Here is a 21,270-nt window from a genome sequence, read left to right on the forward strand (position 1 = left end):
AGAAAACGAATGGACTATCAAGCTGTCATCCCTGAATTTGTCGTATCGGATATCGAGAAATCGCGTCACTTCTACTGCGACTTATTGGGATTCTCTGTCGAATACGAGCGTCCAGAGGAAAAATTTCTCTTCCTTTCGCTTGAAGACTGCCAACTTATGCTAGAAGAAGGCAACGCAGAAGAATTATCCCAACTGACTTATCCTTTCGGGCGTGGTGTCAATATTTCCTTTGGTATCAAGGATGTCCCTCAGCTCCACCAAAAACTGCTGGAAGCCAACTATCCCATCTATCGTCCTTTGACTAAAAGAGAATTTCGTGTTGGTGAACAATATATCTACCCTCATGAATTTGCAGTTTTAGACCCAGATGGCTATTTTTTAAGATTTAGTGAATAGGATAATAAAGCATTAGAGTGGGAAAGTAATAAAAAAAGAGGCATATGCCTCTTTTTCTTACTGTTGAAAATCACTTAATCCCACTTACCATCCAAAATATCTTTAAGGAACTTTTTAGGAATCCAGAAAGAATGCTTGGTAATTCTTCGTCCATCAGGAAGAGGGTTCGTATCTGATAGTTTTCCTTTTCCTACAAAAACATTTTTTTCAATTTCATAATAAGAGTTTGATGCATGAATTTTGGTAAACAAGAACTTATTTACTTTGCTTTGAGGAAAGTTTGTCGAAACACCTTTTTTTGTCTGAGTTAACTGTACCCCTTCATTAATAATGCTACGTGTTTCATTCCAGACACGTTTTGCTTCATCGACTAAACGTTCAGGGAATCCCCAAAACTTCACTTGACTTAAAACATATTCTCCAGGTTCTTCTTCCTTAAATACAACAAACATATAGCGTTTGTCACAAATTTCTTGATAAACATGAGATTCTTCCCAGTTGTCATTTTTTGCCAATTCTATAAAATCATAAACTTTAAACGGTGAGTCTTCAGTAGGTAGCCCCTTTTTATTCACACTAATAACTCTAAGATTCATATTGGCTTTTTGAAATTCCTGAGTATTTTCTATATCACTAGTAATACCAATCATTTTACGAATCAGTAAATTATTTCTAGATTTTGAGCGACGAGGAACACCGAACGCATCATATAAGTCTTCCGCTCTCCATCCTTCATACTTCAAAATTTTTTCTTCAATAAGCTGGGTAAATGTTTTTTTCGTTCCTTTTGCAGTAGCTAATACACTCTCCTGTTCATGACTAGCAAAGATTTTATGATTAATCAAATACGTCATATAACTAGACTTTAATTCCCAGGCACGTTGTTTTGCCAAAACATCACTAAAAGGTTGTTTTTTCCAATCTTTGTCTTTACCGGCTCCTTTAGTACAAGTTGATAAATAGTTCCCATCGGACTCAGACAATTCGTGCGCACGTCCCTCCTTAATTTTCTGAGTAATTCGAGCGTAATCATCTAAAATGACATTCATATCTTCCTCAAACCATTCATACAGAAACACTTTTTCAATCATGTAATCAAAAACTGTATTTTCAGGAATCAAACCGTTGTAAAATAATAAAAGTATTTTAGAACATTTTTGCCATAGATGAGTTTGATAAAAATCGTCCAAGTTCTCTTCAAAATAATTAATAATCGTCAAGACTAGTCGTTCTTTTGCAGAAATGGTTCCATTCTTATTAACTTTAAATGGAGTCACCTTAAGCTCTACTCCAATTTTTTCAAAATCAGCTGCAGCATTACTGTTAGGCTGATAACCATAATAATAACGTTCTATATAATTCCCATACTGTCCCTTTGACGATGGTTTAATTTCTTTTTTCTCATATTCATTAGCTTCTTGATTTTGATAATCCTCGTATGTTTTATAGAGAGATCGATTATATTCTTCCATAACCTCAGCAAATTTTCTATTCAAAAGTTTGTGAGAGTAATTTACAACACTGTCAATATCTTCATCGTTATAATTAAATAAATTTTGTTTCATTCTTTTCTCCTACTCCCTATATTATATCAGATTAAATACAAAGCAAGCATTAATACTTGATCAATCGTTGAAAATAGTATATAATGGATTAAACTGAAAAATTGTAAGGAGAAAAGATGAAAGTTCTCGAACTATTTGCTGGGGTCGGAGGATTCCGAATAGGATTAGAAAAATCTGATAACCAGTTCTTTGAAACAAAGTGGGCTAACCAGTGGGAACCGTCTCGTAAATCTCAAGATGCATTTGAGGTATATGATTATCATTTCCCCGACAGCGAGAATATCAATATTAGTATCTCTGATATTACAGACGAAGAATTTTCGAAAATGGATGCAGATATGATTGTAGGAGGTTTTCCTTGTCAAGACTATTCTGTCGCTAGAAGTAAAAAAAATGAAAAAGGTATCGAAGGAAAAAAAGGAGTCCTCTTTTGGGAAATCATTCGTGCTACCGAAAATATTAAACCTAAATATCTTATCCTCGAAAACGTTGACAGATTGCTAAAAGCCCCTTCTAAACAACGAGGAAGAGACTTCGCAATCATGCTAACAGCTTTCAATAATTTGGGATATTCAGTTGAATGGAGAGTCATCAATGCGGCTGATTACGGACGAAGCCAAAGACGTCGTCGTGTTTTCTTCTTCGTTTATCGTAATGATACTAATTTTGCAAAATCAATTGATGAACAATATGAAAACAATGAAGCAGTAGCTGAAGAACATAAATATGATGAGTATTTATTTCAAACAGGTTTATTTGCAACTCAATTTCCAATAAAAAATATACCAGTTAAAAATAGACATGTTTTTCATGAACTTGGAGATGATATCGTGGAGGTATCTGATAATTTTACAGGTACTGTTTGGAACACAGGTATTATGAGATATGGAAAATACTACTCTATCGATACAGAGCCTAACTTTAATGGAAGACCAATTACATTAGGTGAAATTCTTCAGGATGAAAAGGATGTTCCTGATAAATATTTCATTACTGACCAAGCAAAATTGGAAAAATTCCAATTTCTAAGGGGACCAAAACGAATTGAACGTACTTCTGCGGACGGTCATACTTACATCTATTCTGAAGGTGGTATGGCTCCCTATGACGATTTAAACTTACCTGGTCGTACAATGTTGACTTCTGAAGGTACCGTTAATCGTTCAACCCATTTTCTTAAAGTTAATGGTAAATACCGTCTTATAACTCCAGTTGAAGCAGAACGTCTTCAAGATTTCCCAGATAATTGGACAGCTAAAAAGAAATTAACTGATGGGTCTATTGTAGATGTTTCTGATAAAATGAGAATGTTCTTTATGGGAAATGCTCTTGTTACTGAGATTGTAAGAAAAATCGGTGATTTTATAAAGAAAATTGATTAAAACAAGTTGCTTACATTAAACAACATAAAAAAAGAGGCATGTGCCTCTTTTTTATGTTTCCTATATCCTCACCTGTCTATCTTCAGATCGTTGTCCTGTGACAAACATGGTGAAGGTTGCCTTGCAGACATTTCTACCATCTTGGTTGATGATATCAACATCAACCACACAAGTGGTGCGTCCTTGATGGACACATTCCCCCTTGATAGTGAGAAGGTCCCCTAGATTTCCGGCTTTCAAGTAGTTGATAGAAGACTGGAGTGTCACGCCATCTAAGCCAAGCGAAATCACCACAAGACCACTGATTTGGTCACAAAGGGTAAATAGATAGCCTCCATGGGCATTCCCATAATAGTTGAGTGAGGAGTCCACTACTTTTGTCGTTACCACAACGTGACCATCTCTCATTTTTTCAATTTCGTAGTTTTCAAAGGCAGATATAGCGTCAAAGTGAAAATCTTTCATACTTTCCTCCTGATATTTCAAACGACACTATGATACTACTTTTCAAGACTCTGTGCAAGGGAGAAGCACTTATTCGGGACTAATACCAACTTGCTCCACAAAGCGCATAAAGGCTGCTTGTCCTTCTTCTGTTTGCTTATAAACTCCTGCATCTTCCAATACCCGAGCGAAGATTTTACCCACAGATTCTTGGACAATTTCGAGAGCTTGGTCTTTATCAGTCAATCCAGGATGACTTTCCTTCAACTCATCCGCCCATTCTTGGTGATAAGTTGCGACTGATACTTCTTCTCCGACTAGATAAGCTGCTACTTGCTCTACTTCTTCCTTCAAACGTGGGGGCAAGATTGCTAAGCCCATAACCTCAATCAAGCCGATATTTTCCTTCTTGATATGTTGGACATCCTTGTGGGGATGATAGATGCCGTCTGGATGCTCTGGAGATGTTTGATTGTCCCGCAAGACCAAGTCCAACTCAAACTGTCCATCTCGTTTACGGGCTATCGGTGTGATAGTATGGTGCGGAGTTCCATTGCTTTCTGCCAAGACCTGCACACTTGGATCGGAGTATTGACGCCAAGCCAGTAAGATTTTCTCAGCAAGATTTATCAAATCGTCTTTTGAATCCGACGTCAATCGAATGACTGACATAGGCCACTGAACAATCCCTGCTTTGACAGATTCAAAACCTTCAAAGGTAAAGCTTTTCTGAATAGGAGCCACTTCCATCGGGAAAACATGGCGCCCACCTTGGTAATGATCATGGGTCAAGATTGAACCACCAACAATTGGTAGGTCCGCATTCGAGCCTGCAAAATAGCCTGGGAACTGCTCCACAATTGCTAACAAACGCTCAAAACTTTGTCGACTAATAGCCATAGGACGGTGTTGACTGTCTAGGAAAATACAGTGCTCATTAAAGTACGCATAAGGCGAATATTGGAAGCCCCACTCCTGCCCAGAAATATCAAAACGAATAATACGATGATTGCTCCTAGCTGGATGGTTGACACGACCATGGTAGCCTTCGTTTTCCATACAAAGCTGACATTGAGGATAGTTGCTCGACTTGACCAACTTAGCTGCCGCGATCTCCTTTGGATCCTTTTCAGGCTTAGAGAGATTGATGGTAATCTCCAGTTCACCGTAGTCAGAAGGAACACGATAAGCAATATTCTTTGCGATAGCCTTTAGTTTGATGTAGTCATTCTTCTGACTGAGTTGGTAGAAGTCCGCAATCGCCTGCTCTGGTGACTGGGCATAAGTAGCCCAAAAGTCACGATTAACCTGACTTGGACAAGGCGTTACCAAGTCCATGAGGTCTGCACCGAGAATCTCACGCGCAGCCAGACTATCTTCAATCGTTTCCAAGCGAACTGCTTCCTCAACAAGCTGATCTTTTAGTTCAATCAAATCATTTTGGTCAGTATTGACTTCAAGAACCCCATTCCCCACCAGTGCTAAAACATGATTGGTTAGATAGATCCGATCCAACTCTTCAAAGGCACTTTCTGCAATGACTTTGGTAACAAATCTTTCTACTAAGGTCACTAGAAAACCTCCTTCTTACTTTCTAAATAGTCTCTAACAGCATCTAAATCTTGAAAAACTTGTTCTGTTTTATTTAAGAAAGACTGTGCTGGTATTTTTAAATCTGGAATACAAATAACTGGAATCCCAGCTCTAGATGCCGCTTCAATCCCTGCTTCACTATCCTCTAGTACTAAGCAATTCTCTGGTAAAACGTTCAAATCACTGCAGGCTTTTAAAAAAATATCAGGGTATGATTTGCTTCGCTTTACATCTTTTGCAAAAATTAGATGGTCAAATAGGGATAGTATCCCATTGCTATCCAAGATCATTTTAGCTCGAGATTTAACACTTGATGTTGCTAAAGCGATTGGAATGCCTTCTCTTTGCAAATAAGTAAGCAAATTTTTAGCACCTTTTTTTAAATTTACACCTTTGGCTAAGATTTGAGCTTCCAGTTCATAAACTTTATCCAAGGTTTGGTCAAAGTTCCAGGGTAAATCATAGGTATCCAAAAATCGTTGAACATTCTCCTCTTCCCTATGTCCACTGTAGTCTCTAGAATAAGTTTCTTCTGTGAAAGGAATTCCAAAATCTCTAAGCAATTCTTGATAAACTTTTAGAGAAATGATTTCAGTATCGGCTAATAAGCCATCTAAATCAAATATTACAGCTTCCATATCCTTCTCTCCTAATCTAAGACGCGAGTTCCACCTGCAACTTCAGCGATATAGAAGCTTGGAGCATAGCCAACGATTTCTTCATAGTGTTTGCCAACAGCTTCTTTAAAGTTTTCAACCGCATCTTTTTGAACCAAGGCAATAGCACAACCACCAAAACCTGCTCCTGTCATACGAGCACCAAGAACACCTTCTTGAGCCCATGCAGTGTGAACGAGGGTATCTAATTCCAATCCAGTCACTTCGTAATCGTGCTCAAGTGAAACATGAGATGCATTCATCAAACGACCAAATTTTTCCAAATCTCCTGCTTGAAGAGCGGCTTGTGCTTTAAGGGTACGTTGGTTTTCAAGAACAGCATGACGAGCACGTTTCAAACGATTTTCGTCTTTGATGAGATAGCTATACTCGTCAAAAACCCACTCATCCAATTCACCCAAGGTTTGAATGTCCAAGGCCACTTGGAGTTCTTCTACTGCTTTTTCACACTCAGCGCGGCGTTCATTGTACTTAGAATCTGCTAATTCACGGCGTTTGTTGGTATTCATGATAACAACAACATTGTCCTTCAAATCAAGAGGAACCAAGTCGTATTCTAGAGTATTAGTATCTAGGTAAATAGCACGTTGGTCTGCCCCCATACCAATCGCAAATTGGTCCATGATACCAGAGTTAACACCGATAAAGTTATTCTCTGTCAATTTTCCGATTTTTACTAAATCTAAACGGTCCAATTTTAGGTCAAAAAGGTATTCTGCCACGACACCAGTCAAAAGCTCCAAAGATGCAGAAGAAGACAAGCCCGCACCATTTGGGATATTCCCAAAAACATAGAAATCAAAACCTTTATCAATCACATGACCAGCTTCTTGCAAGAAATGAAGGACACCTTTTGAATAGTTGGTCCAGTTGTGCTCCTTCTCAAACTTAAGGTCAGCTAGAGGCACTTCGATGATGCCTTTGTCCTCAAAGTTCGCGGAGTAGAAACGCAATACTTGGTCATCGCGCTTGCGTGCAGCTCCGTAAGTTCCTAATGAAATAGCTGCTGGGAAAACATGCCCACCGTTATAGTCAGTATGTTCTCCAATCAAGTTGATACGCCCTGGTGAGAAGAAGGTTTGATCCGCTTCTTGACCAAAAACAGCAAGAAAATCCTTGCGAAGTGCTTCAGCAGTAAGATGTTGTGTCATATGAATTCTCCTTTGACGAAATATTAGGTAAAAAAGTTTATCCTGTAATCGTTTTCTTCTATTGTACCCAAGGGTTTTGCTTAGGTCAACATTTTTACCGATATTTTACTAAACTATGAGTAAAAAGGAAGAAAAATATGCTATAATAACCTAAAAAGGAGGGGAATTATGGCTACACTCAAAGATATTGCTCAGCTAGCCTCTGTCTCGATCGCAACTGTATCCCGTGTCCTCAATCGCGATCAGAGTCTATCTGTGACAGAAGAAACCAGACATCGTATTTTAACCGTTGCCGAAGAACTAGGCTATACCAAACATCTCAAAACAGGTGAATCACATAAACTCAAACAGAAAATTGCCATCATCCAGTGGGTCAGTGAACAGGGAGAGTTAGAAGACCTCTACTACTATCAGATTCGACTAGGAATTGAAAATAGAGCCCAAGAATTAGATTACGACATCTTGCGCTATTTTAATGACCAGCCTTTCACGCTTAGCGAAGAAGTGATTGGTATTCTTTGTATTGGGAAATTTAGCCAAGCACAGATTGCATCATTTGAGGAATACCACAAACCCCTAGTATTTTTAGACAGTGATACGATTGCTCTTGGTCATACCTGTGTCATTACAGATTTTTATAATGCTGTTAGACAGGTTGTTGATTACTTTACAGATCATGGGCTTAAAAAGATTGGTATCTTATCCGGTCTTGAAACTACTACTGACCATGAAGAAGTTATCGCAGATAAACGCTTAGATTACTTTAAGTCCTATACGCAAGAAAAGGGAATCTATAACGAAGAATTCGTTTTTCAAGGTCAATTTACTGCCCAATCTGGATATGACTTGATGAAGGAAGCTATCGAAAAATTAGGAGAAAAGCTTCCACAGGCCTTTTTTGCTGCCAGTGATAGCTTGGCTATTGGTGCCCTTCGCGCCCTTCAAGAAGCCAGCATCAGCATACCTGAGCGCGTGAGCATTATTTCTTTTAATGATACTATTCTAACCAAGCAAGTGTTCCCACCACTTTCCAGTATTACAGTCTACACCGAAGAAATGGGGCGCACAGGAATGGATATCCTGAACAGAGAAGTCCTTCACGGCCGTAAAATCCCAAGCCTAACCATGCTGGGAACCAAACTGACTTTAAGAGAAAGTACCTTGCATTAAGCGCAATAGTTAAACACAAAAAAACCTAATAGAGATTCTCAAATCCTATTAGGTTTTTCTTTTTATACTCAATGAAAATCAAAGAGCAAACTAGGAAGCTAGTCGCAGGTTGCTCAAAGCACTGCTTTGAGGTTGTAGATAAGACTGACGATGTCAGTTACCTATATCAACGACAAGGTGAAGCTGACGTGGTTTGAAGAGATTTTCGAAGAGTATTAATCCATCACAATCATAGACTTGATAGTCTTGCGTTCATCCATGTCTTTATAGGCTTGATCAATCTCGTCCAGAGTATAGCTATCAGTAAAGACACGACCCGGATTGATATCACCGTCAAGAACTGCTTTTAATAAAACTTGTTTATCATAAGTAGTAACTGATGCTGCTCCACCTGCCACTGAGATATTTTGAGCAAAGGTCGAACCAAGCGCACGGTTATTGTAGTGAGGCACACCGACAAATCCCATGCGTCCTCCATTATGGAGTACACCGATAGCTTGGCCGACGGCTGCTTCAGTACCCACACACTCAAGTGCTGCATCTGCTCCACCACCGAGAATTTCTCGCACCTTGGCAATGCCTTCTTCACCACGTTCAGCTACGACCGCTGTCGCGCCTGACTCCAAGGCCATCTTTTGACGGTCTTCGTGGCGACTCATAAGGACAATTTGCGATGCTCCACGCATCTTAGCTGCAATCACGGCACATTGACCAACAGCACCATCCCCGATAACGACCACCTTGTCGCCTTTTTGCACATTAGCCACACGCGCCGCATGATAACCCGTCGGCATGACATCAGCAAGTGTTAAAAGTGACTTGAGCATGCCTTCACTATAATCTGAAGGTTGACCTGGGATTTTCACAAGTGCCCAATTGGCAAAGTGGAAACGGATATACTCAGCCTGGACACCACCTGACCAGTTGGTGCCAATATGGCGGTCACAAGTCCCATCATAACCAGCACGACAGGCATCACACTCTCCACAACCATGAGTGAAAGGCGCGATGACAAAGTCACCTGGTTTTACAGTAGTGACAGCCTCACCAACTTCTTCAACGATTCCAATTGCTTCGTGTCCACTATTTTTGTGACCCGCTTTAATATCTGGATTTCGGTAACTCCATAGGTCTGAACCGCAAACGCAAGTGCGAACAATGCGGATAATGGCATCATCTGCCGCCTCAATTTTCGGACGATCAATTTCTGCTAAGCCCACTTGCCCAGCTTGAGTATATACTGCTGATTTCATAAAATTTCCTCTCTGTATCTAACTACTTTAAGTATACACTTTTTATTTAGCTTTCGCTCACTTATACTACATCTCATTAATGATGATGTTCATGTCCATGACTTTGACTTACTTCCAACTCCTCAATTTTTCGCTTATGGGCTTGGTGAGTTACTAGGTCAGCATCAACTTCAATGGTGATGTTTTGAAAGCCATAATCTTTGAGCATGGCACGGATTGCTTCTTTACAGACCTCCATCTGTTCAATTTCTTTTAGACAAACATGGACAATGGCATTTTTTTCCAAACCATCCATGGTCCAGAGGTTTAGCTGATTAATACTAGCAACGCGGTCCAATTGCTCCAAGTCGCTCTTTACTTGCTTGATATCCACTCCTTCTGGCACAGCATCAAGGAAAATATTGAGCGTAGACCAAAAACGAGGAATGGCTTTTGAGAGAATAAAGAAAGAAATGACCAGAGATAAGAGCGGATCCAGAATATACCAGTCGGTAAATCGCAGAACAATGGCCATTAGGATAACAGCCACCCAACCCAGAGTATCTTCCAGAAAGTGCAGGCTCAAAATAGACTCATTCTTAGTTTTTCCCTTACGAACTACTAGACTCGCCAACACATTGATACTGACCGCTATGATTCCTAGCCAGAGGATTCCCTCATCATTGACAGGTTGTGGATGAAAGAGTTTCGTTATATTTTCCAAGATAACCAGAACAGAGCCTGTCATGAGAATCACAGCCGTTACCAAGGCTCCTAAGAGACTAAACCGTTTGTAACCCAAGGTGTAATGGCTATCTTCTTCACGATTGGAAATTGTTTCAAGAACAGCTGATACACCAATTGCGATGGCATCTCCCAAATCATGGACAGAGTCAGCAAGAACAGCGCTGGAACTAAACACTCCACCAGCGATAAACTCGATAATGGCATAACTCAAATTTAAGAAAAAAGCTAGCCAAACCGCACCTTTCGTTGTCATTTTTTCATCCTCCTTTGGTATAATAGTAGTATAAATATTCCCTTTACTAGTATTATCTCTTACTCCGAAAAGAAAGGATAGGGGCAAACTGTTCTCTTTGTAAGTTACTGAACAATTTGTTCAAAGTGTCCATATGACTAGTCAAGACCGCCGCATTACCAAGACACGAAAAGCTATCTATACTGCTTTTTTACAATTATTGAATCAAGAAGATTACGAATCCATCACAGTCCAAGAGATTATTGACCTCGCAAATGTCGGTCGCTCTACCTTCTACAGTCACTATGAGAGTAAGGAATTACTCCTAGATGAGCTCTGTCGCTATCTCTTCCATCATCTTTTTGAACGCGAGGAAAATATAACTACAGAAGCTTATTTGTCCCATATCTTTTCACATTTCAAGAAAAACCAGGACCAGATCACCAGCCTCCTTTTCTCTAAAAATGACTACTTCCTCCGCCAATTACAGAAAGAATTGGAACACCATGTTTATCCCATGGTGGCGGAAGACTTGCATGTTTCCTATCCTAGTATTCCTGCTTCCTACCTCAAGCATTTTGTTGTAACTAACTTTATTGAAATACTAACCTGGTGGCTCAAAAAAGGAAAATCTTATACAGAAGACCAAGTAGTAAGCTTTTACTTAGGCGTCTTGGAGATGAAGTAGCAAACACAACTATAGATTTCATACCCACTCAAAAGAAAAATACTAGTTGACATTCTATCATTCAAATATTCCAATTCATCACGAGTATTTTACATCTACTTTCTACTTACTAATCTAATCAAACTATGATTTTTTGAGGCAATAAATTTACTAACAAAATTCTAAGACAAGAAGTCTTAGAATTTTTTATCGTAACCAACTTTCGTCTAACTGGCCTTTACTTTTGCTAAAAGCTTTTCCATGCTCATCAATAACAGCATGAATCTCTTGGCATTGTTTGAGAGTGAGTCCTTCCAAGACATCACTATAAACAGCATGCATTTCATTATAGGTATCAAAGTTTCCAAATCCTAAGCGTCGAAAAAGTCTTCTCGCATATTCATCCGAAATAAAAACGGGACGATCAAAAAGATAAAGTAAAAGTGCATCTGCAGTCTCTGGTCCAATCCCTTTTAACTCCAAAAGTTGCTTCCGTAAATCTTCTGTCCGAAACCTAGCAAGAACCTCAAAACCACCAACTTCTCTTAACCAGATCAGAAGTCCCCTAATCGTTTGAGACTTTTGCTTAAAAAATCCAGCAGGTCGAATACGTTCCTGTAACTCTTCTAGCGATAAATCCAGAATCCCCTCTACTGTCATGATATCCATAAGACCAGCTAAAGCTAACTTGTCATTCTTCTCAGTTGTTCGCTGGATCAAAATAGTCGATACCAAATCTTCCAGCTTGTTATCCGATTGCCACCAATTTTGCTCTCCATAGTGCTCACAGAGTCGCAAAAGAGTTTCTTGTATTTCTTCTTGCTTTATCATTTCTTCAACAATCCCTGTTCCACCAAGAAATCATGTGCAACAGTATAAGCATCCTTACCATCAATACCAACCTGGTAGTTCATCTGACTCATCTGGCTCTCGGTGATTTTACCAGCTAGTTTATTAAGAACAGCTTCCAACTTCGGATGTTTTTCGAGTAATTCAGCTTTCATGAGTGGAGCGCCTTGATAAGGAGGGAAGAGGTGTTGATCATCTTCTAAAATTTGAAGTTGGTAACGTTCGATTTCTGGATCTGTCGAGTAGACTTCCATAATCTGTATATCACCAGCCTTGATCGCATCATAGCGAAGAGCTGGCTCCATTGTTGCCACATTTAGATTCAATCCATAAACAGACTGTAACCCCTTGTTTCCATCCTCACGGTCGTTAAACTCCAGAGTGAATCCTGCCTTCAGTTTATCTTGAACTCCTTTAAGATCGGAAATAGTCTTCAAATTATATTCTTTCGCAATACTTTTAGGAACTGCAATCGCAAAGGTATTTTGATAAGCCATATGATTCAGTAAGACTAGATTATCTTGTTTCTTAATTCCATCACGCGCAGCTTCAAAAACTTCTTCAGAGTCATTGCTCACTTTAGGAGCTGGCTGCAAGAGAGAACCTGTAATAGTCCCTGTAAATTCTGGATAGATATCAATATCACCCTTTTTCAGCGCTTGATAAAGGAAATCTGTCTTCCCAAAGTTAGGCTTGACCGTCACCGTCATATCCGTATTTTCCTCAATGATAAGCTTGTACATATTCATGAGAATCTCAGGTTCAGGTCCCAACTTCCCAGCTATAACCAGATTTTCTTTCTCTTTATTTCGAATCATGCTTGGAGCATAACTTGCTCCTAAACCAAGCACCATAACAGCAAAGGCTGCAACAATTGTACGCAACTTTGCCTTTTCCAACCATTTGAGAACAACATTAAAGAGAATGGCCAAAATGGCTGATGAGATTGCACCGATTAAAATCAGACTAGCATTCCGACGATCAATTCCCAAAAGGATAAAGGAGCCTAATCCACCAGCTCCAACAAGAGCGGCTAAAGTCGCTGTCCCAATGATCATAACGGTTGCTGTACGAACCCCCGATACAATGACAGGCATGGCAAGTGGAATTTCAAACTTCTTGAGTCGCTCCCACTTGGTCATTCCAAAAGCAATCCCTGCCTCCTCAAGACTAGGATCAATGCCGTTCAAGGCTGTAATCGTATTTTCTAAAATCGGGAAAATAGCGTAAATAACAAGGGCTGTGAGTGCTGGTAAGGTTCCAATCCCCATTAAAGGAATAAAGAGCCCCAATAAAGCCATTGAGGGAATGGTCTGGAAGATACCCGCAACTTGTAGCACCCAGTTCGCCGCTTTTTTGTGGCTATTTAGATAAACAGCAAGTGGAATGGTCAGAAAAATAGCAACCAATAAGGTCAAAAGCGATAATTGTAAGTGTTGCCCAAGAGCGGTTACCCATTCACTAAAACGCTCTTGAAATGTTGAAATCAAATTAGACATGAAGGCTACCTCCAAACAAGTTTGCTACAAAGTCTGTCGCAGGCGCTTGTAAAATTGTTTCAGGTTCTGCCACCTGGCGAATTTCTCCATCCTGCAAAACTGCAATTCGATCCCCTAATTTTAAGGCCTCATCCGTATCATGTGTTACGAAGATGGTAGTCATGCCGAATTCTTTATGTAATGCCTTAGTCAATTCTTGCAACTGCTTGCGAGAGATGGCATCCAAGGCTGAAAAAGGCTCGTCCATCAATAGAATCTTTGGTTCCCCAATGATGGCTCGCACAATGCCAATCCGCTGTTGCTCCCCACCAGATAACTCGCTTGGTAACCGATGAGCGTAGTCTGCCGCAGGCAGGCCAACCTTATCCAAGAGTTCTTCTGTTTTAGAAGTGATTTGCTCCTTGCTCCAGCCCTTCATCTCAGGAATGAGAGCTATATTTTCCGCAACGGTCAAGTTAGGAAATAGGGCAATGGCTTGAAGGACATAGCCGGTACTGAGACGTAATTCTCGTTCATCATAGTCTTTGATGCGTTTCCCATCCATATAGATATTGCCATCTGTCGGTTCCAAAAGACGGTTAATCATCTTGATCATGGTGGTCTTGCCAGATCCTGAAGGGCCCACTAGCACCATAAATTCTCCATTTTCAATGCGGAGATTGACATCTTTTAAAATGTCCTTTTCCGTATAGCGCAAGGCTACATGTTTGTATTCAATCATTTAATCTACCTCATTTTTCACGATAACTTTGCCAAAAGAATGGCTTCCTTCCAGATAAGCATGCGCTTCCTGAATTTGGTCAATCTTATAAACTTTTTCAGGTCCTACATCTACATGATACTGCTCGACAAAATCTACCAAAGCCTGAAGCTTGTCTTGACACACATTGCCAGAAGCAAAGGTCGTCAAGTAGAGATTGCGAGAGAGCATTTCGATTGGATCAAAGTCTGGAACAGTCCACTGACCACCCAGTAACCCACAAGAACAGATAATCCCGCCTTCTGCTGTCCGCGCAAAAGTATCGAGAATAGCGCTTGGACCAACAAGATCCAAAACCTTATCGAACTGCTCTTTCGTGTGCAAGATACCATCCTTCTCCAAAATCACCTGATCAAATCCGACCGCTTTCAGTTTCTCTTCCTTAGCTAGGTTTCGGCTAGTTCCTGCCAAGTGAATATTAGGAAATTTCTCTTTCAGCAGTTTAGCAAAGGCAATTCCTACACCACTGGTTGCTCCTCGAACTAACACGCTATCTTTCTCCTCAATCTTAAGATTGAGAAAAGAGCCAAATGCCGTGTAATAGGTTTCCGGAAGGGCGATCAAGCTTTCCAAATCAAGTTCTGTCTTGATTGGATAAATTTGTTCATTTGGAAGAAGTGTATACTCTGCATAACCTCCATCAAAGGCTCGCCCCATCTCTCCCATAATGGAAATGATTTGTTGCCCAATCTTCAAATCCGGTCGTGTCGTTTCTTCCACAAGACCGACACACTCAATCCCTAATACACGAGGAAATTTCACAGATGGTGATTGTCCCTTACGGGTAAAAATTTCACTATGATTGATGCCAAATCCTTGGATTTTCACCAGGGTCCAACCTGCCTTCAGGACTGGTTTTGGTCGTTCGACAACTTCTAATACCTCCGGTCCACCTGGAGTGCTTACAACAACTGCTTTCATAATGTATTCCTTTTTAAAATTTCCCTCTATTGGTCAAGTCTTCTACCTTGGGCATAACTTCCTTATTATCCCAATGTTCAACAATTTTCCCATTTTCTAAACGGAAGATATCGTATTGAGCATAGGCAACGCCATCAATCAATACCTGACCATAACTCACTGCAAAATTTCCTTGAGTCAAGAGTTGGAAAACAAAGTCATAGGCCACATGGTGCTCGCGTACGTAATCCTTATAAGCTTGACTCCCTTGCCCAATCTCATGATTATGCTGAATCACATCCTCTGTCACAAAGTCTTCCCATTGATCGAGCTCCTTGTTTTGGAAAATTTCTGTCAAGAAACGACGGACCAGCTGTTTATTTTCCGCTGACTTGTCCAAGTCCTTGATTTCAAAATCTCCAAAGATCTGATCAAGTTGGCCATTTTCAGGTGTACAATAATAGTCAATAACATCCCAATGCTCAACGATATGACCATTTTCATCTGCACGGAAAGTATCTGTAGTCACCCATTGGGCTTCTCCACCGTTTAGGTACTGGTGCACATGAACAAAAACCAGATTGCCATCTTCAATGGTACGAACAATCTTGATTTCACGTTCTGGATGGCGCTTGATAAAATCTGCAAAAAAAGTAGCGAATCCTTCTTTCCCATCCGGCACTCCTGTCGAGTGTTGGATATAGGTATCCCCTAATAAGCTTGCTTGCGCTTCTGCTACACGGCCATCTTGAATAGCACGAATATATAGATTTTGTGCATTTTGTGCTTGAATGGACATGATTTATTCCTCGTTTTCTTTTTTCTTTAAATTAGTGATAATACGCTCTTGATAAGCTTCAAATTCCTGGATTTCTTGATCCGAAAATCCTTGGTAGAAAATTTCACCTAACTCTTTACTGACACGGTCTCCAATTTCTTTTTGCGCCCAACCGAGATCTGTCAAAGAGATATATTTTTTTCTTTTATCCTGTGTACAAGGCTTAATCGCAACCAAACCCTGTTCTTCTAATTTCTTAACCATACTGGTCAGCGTATTGTTTGCCAGACCTGTCGCAAGAGCAATATCAGTTGCGGTAGCACAACCCAACTCTTGCTTCCACAAGATTGTTAAAATTTTTCCCTGCTCACTTCTGTATTGGGCATCTGGTTCCTTGCTCAAGAGTTTTTGAAAGATACGCCCATTCAACAATCGAATCTGTAGAGCTTGGTAGCCCCCTAACATCTTGTCCATTTTGTCTCCTTTACTTCTATATCGAACTTTCTGAATTTATTGTAAGACTTTTCATTACATCTGTCAACTATTTCGATATAGAAATAATAAAAAACTTCCTACCCAAAAGTAGAAAGTCATCATTTTTATAAAATTAAACATGAATCATATCTGAAGCATTCCTCTTAAAGAAACTACTATGGACCAGATAAGGACCATACTTAGAATTTTGACTAGAAACCAAACATAAAGGAATGATAAAAATTTTTATAAAGTAGAGTAAGCAAAAAAGTAAAAAATAACTAAAACTAAGAGTTTTTAAATCAAGAAAGTAAAGATAACAGACAATTGATGTATTCAATAGAATATTAAATCCCGTAGCAAAACTAGCTGACATGATATTCGTCTTGATCTGAGAATTAAAGAGTTTGACAAGAAATAAGGCTAATAAAGAAGTATTATAGATACAAATCGGTTTATAATTATTACGATAGAAAACTAAACATTTATTATTATAAAAAACAAGCCCTCTGCTAAAATTACTCGCTTTGTTAATCCAAACATGGGAAACTCCACTAATATCACTCCAAGGAACAAATAAATCTAACCTTCTAATGTATATCCCATCCTGAGTAATATAAAATTTCCAAGGAAAAAGAAAATTAATACCAATGCCAACTAAAATTAATAAAAGAAGGAAATACCCTAACTGTGTTTGATGAAAGTTGAAGACGTAATCAAAGATAGTAACTGTTTGAATACCTCGCCCAGCAATTTGATGAACACCCAAAAAATATAAAATAATTATAAATAGAACAAATCTATAATAAATACTATGAAACTTCACACTTTTTGGCATATATTCTCCTTACTGATAAAATCATCATCGAATGACACTTTTCTATCTAACTTAACACAAGTATAACATTAAACACTCAAAAAGCATAAAAATGGAAGAAAGAGATTTTTATAAAAAGAGATTGACCAAGACCAAACTCTTCATTTTTCTAGTCTTCCTCAACTAAGCGTTTAAACTCTGCTTGGATCTCTGTATTCTCTGTCGGTTTTAGGTACATAACCCCACCATTTGTTGTTGGAGAATGAAAAACAATCGCTTCCCCAGTATCAGTTATCGCAAAAAAGTAGCTATGCACGTCCGGGTATTTATTCCAGTTACTATAGCGTTCCACAATACGGTACTTAGCAGTTCCTAAACCTGTATCCGTGTATTCGGCATTCATTTTTTCGCTTGGTCCATCTCCAAAGGTATAGAGATTATCTGCACCAACATCCCCTCCTGATATTCCCTTTTCGTAATTAGGTTGACCAAGTCTTTCACCCCACCCTTTTATGAACTCTTCTAATTTAGCAGATTTCCTAGCATTCCAAGGGGCCCTTTGCTTATCTCCCGAGATAGCCGAGTTACTAGAATCTTCAAATTTCTGCCAATCTAGTTGCTTGAAATTCATTGATTCTGCCTCTGTCTTACCAAAATCAGAATGCAAACTTTTGTTACCAGGAACACGAATGTCCTGTTCCTGAACTTTACTTGCTGCTTGTTGGCTCGAATTCAGATGATAAAGTACTCCCCTACCTTGACCTGTACCAGATGACCAGCTTAATTCTAAGATGTCTCCACCCTTATAGATATTCATAGAATTTCTAGCACCACCATGGCCTGCAACAAAACCTTCTGCTAAAAGGACCGGTTTCTCATTTACAAGATAATAAAGACCCGAAATAAAATAATCACCATTAGATTGCTCAACTCCTATTAGCAATTCCTCTACACCATCTTTATTAAGATCCGCATTGGCATAACCCATTTTATCTGATTGAAAAACCGCATTTTCAACCGACCAACTATTGATAGGGCGTTCAGTTGCATTCAATTTTTGATAAAGATTTGCAATTGCACTTGAATCTTTAGAAGAAGAAAATATCTTTTTGTAATCCTCAAAAACTGGCTTGTATAAATCTTTGTAATCTTTCTTAGACTCCCCAGACTTTATCTCGTTACTAGTAGTTGACTGACTAGTTGTAGTAGATAAACTAATATCATTACTAGAAACAACAGAATTTTGATTACTACAACCAACTGTTAAAAAACTAAATATAAGAATAAACAGATTTCCTACTATACTTCTATTACCCATAAAAATCTCCTCTTGAAATGAATGGTGACCATAGCTTTGCCTACATTATATCAAATATTTTAGAGTTTCGGTAAAATAAAAAAAACTTATATATACAAATACTAAGTAAATAAGTTCTATTATTCTTATATTAGATACACGTTCGATAAATACTATATATCTAAACATAATGTAGGAAAGGCCAATAGGAGCTATAACAAAAAGAGATTAAACCATTATTTAAAGGTAATTTATAATACGATTAAATTATAATAGAAACTTACATGAAATAAAGAAAAGAACATTAACACATCGAAAGACCAAAATAAAAATGCAGATAGAATCTAGAAAAAAAATACAAAATTGCTAAAAAAACTTATATATTCGGTTAGTTTAATAACATAAAACCAAGAAACTTCCTAAGTGTGAAACAAAAAGAGTGAATCTTTTGTTTCACTCCAGATTATGTGACTTTCAGTCCGTCTCGCTCCGTGAGATGCGAGACAAATAAACCACCCGCTATGCGGGTGCGCATCGAAGGTTATACCAAAAAAACTCCAAACGCGATACAATAAAGGTGTTCAAGCCAATTGTAAAGCAAAAGGAGAAAACCATGGCACAAAAGACACATAGTTTATCACACAAAGTGGCACTGTAAGTATCACATTGTGTTCCCCCCTAAGTATAGACGAAAAGTCATTTATAATCAATATCGAAGTAGTTTGGGAGAAATATTCCGCCGATTATGTAGTTATAAAGGTGTTGAGATTATCGAGGGCCATTTAATGCCTGATCATGTACATATGTTAGTCAGTATTCCACTGAGGATAAGTGTTTCAAGTTTCATGGGTTATTTAAAAGGTAAAAGTGCACTCATGATGTTTGACAAACACGCTAATCTCAAGTACAAGTTTGGGAATCGGCATTTCTGGGCAGAAGGTTACTATGTGAGTACAGTAGGTCTCAATGAAGCCACGATAAGGAAATACATACAAGATCAGGAAAAGCATGATATAGCACTAGATAAATTGAGTGTAAAAGAATATGAGGATCCCTTTAGGGATAGTGGTAAGTAATACTCACGCCTCTTTAAGAGGCAAGTGACGAGTCAAGAGCAATGAGGCTTGAACAACGTGAAAGCCAGCGTCTTTAGGCGCTGGCTGGTAATTTGGGCTTATAGCCCTGGTTCAAACCACCCGTTAGACGGGTGGTCATGATTGTAACAATTCATCGCCCTACCATAGTTATCAAAAAGCCTAAATTTTACAGTCAAAAACACAAAAAAAGAGCTAAAAAGCTCTAATTACGGAGAATAAGGGATTCGAACCCTTGCGCCAGTTACCCGACCTAACGATTTAGCAAACCGTCCTCTTCAGCCTCTTGAGTAATTCTCCTATTAATGGGCACGAGTGGACTCGAACCACCGACCTCACGCTTATCAGGCGTGCGCTCTAACCACCTGAGCTACGCGCCCAAGTTTTAAAAACTTGGTAAATGAACTATATGTTCAAAGCGGGTGACGAGAATCGAACTCGCGACAACAGCTTGGAAGGCTGTAGTTTTACCACTAAACTACACCCGCATAAAAATAAATATGGCGCGAGACGGAATCGAACCGCCGACACATGGAGCTTCAATCCATTGCTCTACCAACTGAGCTACCGAGCCTTATTGCGGGAGCAGGATTTGAACCTACGACCTTCGGGTTATGAGCCCGACGAGCTACCGAGCTGCTCCATCCCGCGTTAATAATAAAGGAGGATGTGGGATTCGAACCCACGCACGCTTTTACACGCCTGACGGTTTTCAAGACCGTTCCCTTCAGCCGGACTTGGGTAATCCTCCATAGTATTTAATGGACCTTGTAGGACTTGAACCTACGACCACTCGGTTATGAGCCGAGAGCTCTAACCAGCTGAGCTAAAGGTCCAACAAGATCATTATAGCGGCGAAGGGGATCGAACCCCCGACCTCCCGGGTATGAACCGGACGCTCTAGCCAGCTGAGCTACACCGCCATCAATCGGGAAGACAGGATTCGAACCTGCGACACCTTGGTCCCAAACCAAGTACTCTACCAAGCTGAGCTACTTCCCGAGTTAAATAGAAAAATGCACCCTAGAGGAGTCGAACCTCTAACCGCCTGATTCGTAGTCAGGTACTCTATCCAGTTGAGCTAAGGGTGCTCTTTATATGCCGAGGACCGGGATCGAACCGGTACGATCGTTACCAATCGCAGGATTTTAAGTCCTGTGCGTCTGCCAGTTCCGCCACCCCGGCCTCTCTAAGCGAACGACGGGATTCGAACCCGCGACCCCCACCTTGGCAAGGTGGTGTTCTACCACTGAACTACGTTCGCATCGACCTCTTGGTTATATTAAAAAATGCCGGCTACATGACTTGAACACGCGACCCTCTGATTACAAATCAGATGCTCTACCAACTGAGCTAAGCCGGCTTATTTCTATTATGCGGGTTAAGGGACTTGAACCCCCACGCCGTTAAGCGCCAGATCCTAAATCTGGTGCGTCTGCCAATTCCGCCAAACCCGCAATGATGACCCGTACTGGGCTCGAACCAGTGACCCATTGATTAAAAGTCAATTGCTCTACCAACTGAGCTAACGAGTCTAAAATAACTT

General features: G+C 39.7%; 19 protein-coding genes, 15 tRNA genes and 1 pseudogene. 5 read left to right on the forward strand and 30 right to left on the reverse strand.

Annotated elements, in window-relative coordinates:
* Nucleotides 1–9: 9 nt before the first annotated feature.
* Nucleotides 10–396, forward strand: coding sequence for a bleomycin resistance protein (locus tag ACESOD_RS03510; RefSeq protein ID WP_004251499.1), 387 nt, complete (start codon nt 10–12; stop codon nt 394–396).
* A 74-nt stretch (nt 397–470) separates the two neighbouring features.
* On the opposite strand, the gene ACESOD_RS03515 is transcribed toward ACESOD_RS03510, so the two are convergent.
* A complete protein-coding gene (locus tag ACESOD_RS03515) occupies nt 471–1,961 on the reverse strand; it encodes a Sau3AI family type II restriction endonuclease (protein WP_049528104.1) in 1,491 nt (496 codons plus the stop codon).
* Between the two features lie 116 nt (nt 1,962–2,077).
* On the opposite strand from ACESOD_RS03515, the gene ACESOD_RS03520 reads away from it, so the two are divergent.
* The gene (locus ACESOD_RS03520) at nt 2,078–3,343 is read left to right on the forward strand and encodes a DNA cytosine methyltransferase (protein ID WP_049528106.1); all 1,266 of its coding nucleotides are present in this window, start codon (nt 2,078–2,080) and stop codon (nt 3,341–3,343) included.
* A gap of 60 nt (nt 3,344–3,403) precedes the next feature.
* On the opposite strand, the gene ACESOD_RS03525 is transcribed toward ACESOD_RS03520, so the two are convergent.
* The 4 genes from ACESOD_RS03525 to ACESOD_RS03540 form a co-directional block, all read right to left on the reverse strand.
* Entirely contained in the window at nt 3,404–3,808 is a 405-nt protein-coding gene (locus ACESOD_RS03525) for a PaaI family thioesterase (RefSeq protein ID WP_075229354.1), read from the reverse strand.
* A 69-nt stretch (nt 3,809–3,877) separates the two neighbouring features.
* Nucleotides 3,878–5,359 carry a UDP-glucose--hexose-1-phosphate uridylyltransferase gene (locus ACESOD_RS03530; RefSeq protein WP_373094035.1) on the reverse strand — a complete coding sequence of 494 codons (1,482 nt, stop codon included), beginning with the start codon at nt 5,357–5,359 and terminating at the stop codon, nt 3,878–3,880.
* Entirely contained in the window at nt 5,359–6,018 is a 660-nt protein-coding gene (locus ACESOD_RS03535) for an HAD family hydrolase (RefSeq protein WP_373094037.1), read from the reverse strand. The genes ACESOD_RS03530 and ACESOD_RS03535 overlap by 1 nt, the downstream gene beginning before the upstream one ends.
* An 11-nt stretch (nt 6,019–6,029) precedes the next feature.
* Nucleotides 6,030–7,208, reverse strand: a complete 1,179-nt coding sequence (locus ACESOD_RS03540; protein WP_373094038.1) for a galactokinase — start codon at nt 7,206–7,208, stop codon at nt 6,030–6,032.
* Nucleotides 7,209–7,376: 168 nt separating this feature from the next.
* On the opposite strand from ACESOD_RS03540, the gene ACESOD_RS03545 reads away from it, so the two are divergent.
* The gene (locus ACESOD_RS03545; RefSeq protein ID WP_373094040.1) at nt 7,377–8,378 is read left to right on the forward strand and encodes a LacI family DNA-binding transcriptional regulator; all 1,002 of its coding nucleotides are present in this window, start codon (nt 7,377–7,379) and stop codon (nt 8,376–8,378) included.
* Nucleotides 8,379–8,593: 215 nt separating this feature from the next.
* Here the strand turns inward: ACESOD_RS03545 and ACESOD_RS03550 are convergent, their stop codons facing one another.
* Together ACESOD_RS03550 and ACESOD_RS03555 are read right to left on the reverse strand one after the other, a co-directional pair.
* On the reverse strand, nt 8,594–9,631 hold the full coding sequence (locus tag ACESOD_RS03550; RefSeq protein WP_373094041.1) for a zinc-binding dehydrogenase: 1,038 nt from the start codon (nt 9,629–9,631) through the stop codon (nt 8,594–8,596).
* Nucleotides 9,632–9,707: 76 nt separating this feature from the next.
* Nucleotides 9,708–10,610: a cation diffusion facilitator family transporter gene (locus tag ACESOD_RS03555; protein WP_373094043.1), complete on the reverse strand. Its 903-nt coding sequence runs from the start codon at nt 10,608–10,610 to the stop codon at nt 9,708–9,710.
* A gap of 133 nt (nt 10,611–10,743) precedes the next feature.
* Between ACESOD_RS03555 and ACESOD_RS03560 the strand changes: the two genes are divergently transcribed.
* Nucleotides 10,744–11,277: a TetR/AcrR family transcriptional regulator gene (locus ACESOD_RS03560; protein ID WP_373094044.1), complete on the forward strand. Its 534-nt coding sequence runs from the start codon at nt 10,744–10,746 to the stop codon at nt 11,275–11,277.
* A gap of 186 nt (nt 11,278–11,463) precedes the next feature.
* On the opposite strand, the gene ACESOD_RS03565 is transcribed toward ACESOD_RS03560, so the two are convergent.
* The 8 genes from ACESOD_RS03565 to ACESOD_RS03600 form a co-directional block, all read right to left on the reverse strand.
* Entirely contained in the window at nt 11,464–12,087 is a 624-nt protein-coding gene (locus tag ACESOD_RS03565) for an endonuclease III domain-containing protein (RefSeq protein ID WP_373094045.1), read from the reverse strand.
* Nucleotides 12,084–13,604 (reverse strand): ABC transporter permease/substrate-binding protein, encoded by a 1,521-nt coding sequence (locus ACESOD_RS03570; protein ID WP_373094046.1) that lies wholly within the window; start codon nt 13,602–13,604, stop codon nt 12,084–12,086. Before ACESOD_RS03570 ends, ACESOD_RS03565 begins: the two co-directional genes overlap by 4 nt.
* Nucleotides 13,597–14,325: an ATP-binding cassette domain-containing protein gene (locus ACESOD_RS03575; protein WP_049525697.1), complete on the reverse strand. Its 729-nt coding sequence runs from the start codon at nt 14,323–14,325 to the stop codon at nt 13,597–13,599. The genes ACESOD_RS03570 and ACESOD_RS03575 overlap by 8 nt, the downstream gene beginning before the upstream one ends.
* Nucleotides 14,326–15,285 carry a zinc-binding dehydrogenase gene (locus tag ACESOD_RS03580; protein WP_373094047.1) on the reverse strand — a complete coding sequence of 320 codons (960 nt, stop codon included), beginning with the start codon at nt 15,283–15,285 and terminating at the stop codon, nt 14,326–14,328. It abuts the gene before it with no gap.
* 13 nt (nt 15,286–15,298) lie between these two features.
* Entirely contained in the window at nt 15,299–16,063 is a 765-nt protein-coding gene (locus ACESOD_RS03585) for a nuclear transport factor 2 family protein (protein WP_373094049.1), read from the reverse strand.
* A 3-nt stretch (nt 16,064–16,066) separates the two neighbouring features.
* On the reverse strand, nt 16,067–16,516 hold the full coding sequence (locus tag ACESOD_RS03590) for a MarR family winged helix-turn-helix transcriptional regulator (protein WP_000359847.1): 450 nt from the start codon (nt 16,514–16,516) through the stop codon (nt 16,067–16,069).
* Between the two features lie 133 nt (nt 16,517–16,649).
* Nucleotides 16,650–17,354, reverse strand: coding sequence for a hypothetical protein (locus ACESOD_RS03595; RefSeq protein WP_373094050.1), 705 nt, complete (start codon nt 17,352–17,354; stop codon nt 16,650–16,652).
* Between the two features lie 148 nt (nt 17,355–17,502).
* Nucleotides 17,503–18,651, reverse strand: a complete 1,149-nt coding sequence (locus ACESOD_RS03600) for a DUF4767 domain-containing protein (RefSeq protein ID WP_373094052.1) — start codon at nt 18,649–18,651, stop codon at nt 17,503–17,505.
* 592 nt (nt 18,652–19,243) lie between these two features.
* Between ACESOD_RS03600 and tnpA the strand changes: the two are divergent.
* Nucleotides 19,244–19,706 (forward strand): annotated as a pseudogene (gene tnpA, locus ACESOD_RS03605) (IS200/IS605 family transposase).
* Between the two features lie 230 nt (nt 19,707–19,936).
* Here the strand turns inward: tnpA and ACESOD_RS03610 are convergent.
* The 15 genes from ACESOD_RS03610 to ACESOD_RS03680 form a co-directional block, all read right to left on the reverse strand.
* Nucleotides 19,937–20,024: transfer RNA gene (locus ACESOD_RS03610), tRNA-Ser, on the reverse strand.
* A 6-nt stretch (nt 20,025–20,030) separates the two neighbouring features.
* Nucleotides 20,031–20,104, reverse strand: a tRNA-Ile gene (locus tag ACESOD_RS03615).
* A gap of 37 nt (nt 20,105–20,141) precedes the next feature.
* Nucleotides 20,142–20,212, reverse strand: a tRNA-Gly gene (locus ACESOD_RS03620).
* A 13-nt stretch (nt 20,213–20,225) separates the two neighbouring features.
* Nucleotides 20,226–20,298 (reverse strand) — tRNA-Phe (locus ACESOD_RS03625).
* Nucleotides 20,299–20,301: 3 nt separating this feature from the next.
* A tRNA-Met gene (locus ACESOD_RS03630) sits at nt 20,302–20,375 on the reverse strand.
* Nucleotides 20,376–20,385: 10 nt separating this feature from the next.
* Nucleotides 20,386–20,475, reverse strand: a tRNA-Ser gene (locus tag ACESOD_RS03635).
* Between the two features lie 11 nt (nt 20,476–20,486).
* Nucleotides 20,487–20,560 (reverse strand) — tRNA-Ile (locus ACESOD_RS03640).
* A gap of 13 nt (nt 20,561–20,573) precedes the next feature.
* Nucleotides 20,574–20,647: transfer RNA gene (locus tag ACESOD_RS03645), tRNA-Met, on the reverse strand.
* Nucleotides 20,648–20,652: 5 nt separating this feature from the next.
* Nucleotides 20,653–20,726: transfer RNA gene (locus ACESOD_RS03650), tRNA-Pro, on the reverse strand.
* 15 nt (nt 20,727–20,741) lie between these two features.
* Nucleotides 20,742–20,815, reverse strand: a tRNA-Arg gene (locus ACESOD_RS03655).
* An 8-nt stretch (nt 20,816–20,823) separates the two neighbouring features.
* Nucleotides 20,824–20,909 (reverse strand) — tRNA-Leu (locus tag ACESOD_RS03660).
* A 7-nt stretch (nt 20,910–20,916) separates the two neighbouring features.
* Nucleotides 20,917–20,988: transfer RNA gene (locus tag ACESOD_RS03665), tRNA-Gly, on the reverse strand.
* A 26-nt stretch (nt 20,989–21,014) separates the two neighbouring features.
* Nucleotides 21,015–21,087: transfer RNA gene (locus ACESOD_RS03670), tRNA-Thr, on the reverse strand.
* Nucleotides 21,088–21,099: 12 nt separating this feature from the next.
* Nucleotides 21,100–21,181 (reverse strand) — tRNA-Leu (locus ACESOD_RS03675).
* Between the two features lie 5 nt (nt 21,182–21,186).
* Nucleotides 21,187–21,259 (reverse strand) — tRNA-Lys (locus ACESOD_RS03680).
* Nucleotides 21,260–21,270 lie beyond the last annotated feature (11 nt).

Source organism: Streptococcus oralis (assembly GCF_964238205.1).
Classification (GTDB): domain Bacteria; phylum Bacillota; class Bacilli; order Lactobacillales; family Streptococcaceae; genus Streptococcus; species Streptococcus oralis_CZ.

Coding starts and splice junctions, on each gene's coding strand:
- ACESOD_RS03560 (WP_373094044.1), top strand. CDS start 10,744: ATGACTAGTCAAGACCGCCGCATTACCAAGACACGAAAAGCTATCTAT.
- ACESOD_RS03515 (WP_049528104.1), bottom strand. CDS start 1,961: ATGAAACAAAATTTATTTAATTATAACGATGAAGATATTGACAGTGTT.
- ACESOD_RS03600 (WP_373094052.1), bottom strand. CDS start 18,651: ATGGGTAATAGAAGTATAGTAGGAAATCTGTTTATTCTTATATTTAGT.
- ACESOD_RS03550 (WP_373094041.1), bottom strand. CDS start 9,631: ATGAAATCAGCAGTATATACTCAAGCTGGGCAAGTGGGCTTAGCAGAA.
- ACESOD_RS03545 (WP_373094040.1), top strand. CDS start 7,377: ATGGCTACACTCAAAGATATTGCTCAGCTAGCCTCTGTCTCGATCGCA.
- ACESOD_RS03535 (WP_373094037.1), bottom strand. CDS start 6,018: ATGGAAGCTGTAATATTTGATTTAGATGGCTTATTAGCCGATACTGAA.
- ACESOD_RS03525 (WP_075229354.1), bottom strand. CDS start 3,808: ATGAAAGATTTTCACTTTGACGCTATATCTGCCTTTGAAAACTACGAA.
- ACESOD_RS03595 (WP_373094050.1), bottom strand. CDS start 17,354: ATGCCAAAAAGTGTGAAGTTTCATAGTATTTATTATAGATTTGTTCTA.
- ACESOD_RS03555 (WP_373094043.1), bottom strand. CDS start 10,610: ATGACAACGAAAGGTGCGGTTTGGCTAGCTTTTTTCTTAAATTTGAGT.
- ACESOD_RS03575 (WP_049525697.1), bottom strand. CDS start 14,325: ATGATTGAATACAAACATGTAGCCTTGCGCTATACGGAAAAGGACATT.
- ACESOD_RS03540 (WP_373094038.1), bottom strand. CDS start 7,208: ATGACACAACATCTTACTGCTGAAGCACTTCGCAAGGATTTTCTTGCT.
- ACESOD_RS03585 (WP_373094049.1), bottom strand. CDS start 16,063: ATGTCCATTCAAGCACAAAATGCACAAAATCTATATATTCGTGCTATT.
- ACESOD_RS03580 (WP_373094047.1), bottom strand. CDS start 15,285: ATGAAAGCAGTTGTTGTAAGCACTCCAGGTGGACCGGAGGTATTAGAA.
- ACESOD_RS03590 (WP_000359847.1), bottom strand. CDS start 16,516: ATGGACAAGATGTTAGGGGGCTACCAAGCTCTACAGATTCGATTGTTG.
- ACESOD_RS03520 (WP_049528106.1), top strand. CDS start 2,078: ATGAAAGTTCTCGAACTATTTGCTGGGGTCGGAGGATTCCGAATAGGA.
- ACESOD_RS03570 (WP_373094046.1), bottom strand. CDS start 13,604: ATGTCTAATTTGATTTCAACATTTCAAGAGCGTTTTAGTGAATGGGTA.
- ACESOD_RS03565 (WP_373094045.1), bottom strand. CDS start 12,087: ATGATAAAGCAAGAAGAAATACAAGAAACTCTTTTGCGACTCTGTGAG.
- ACESOD_RS03510 (WP_004251499.1), top strand. CDS start 10: ATGGACTATCAAGCTGTCATCCCTGAATTTGTCGTATCGGATATCGAG.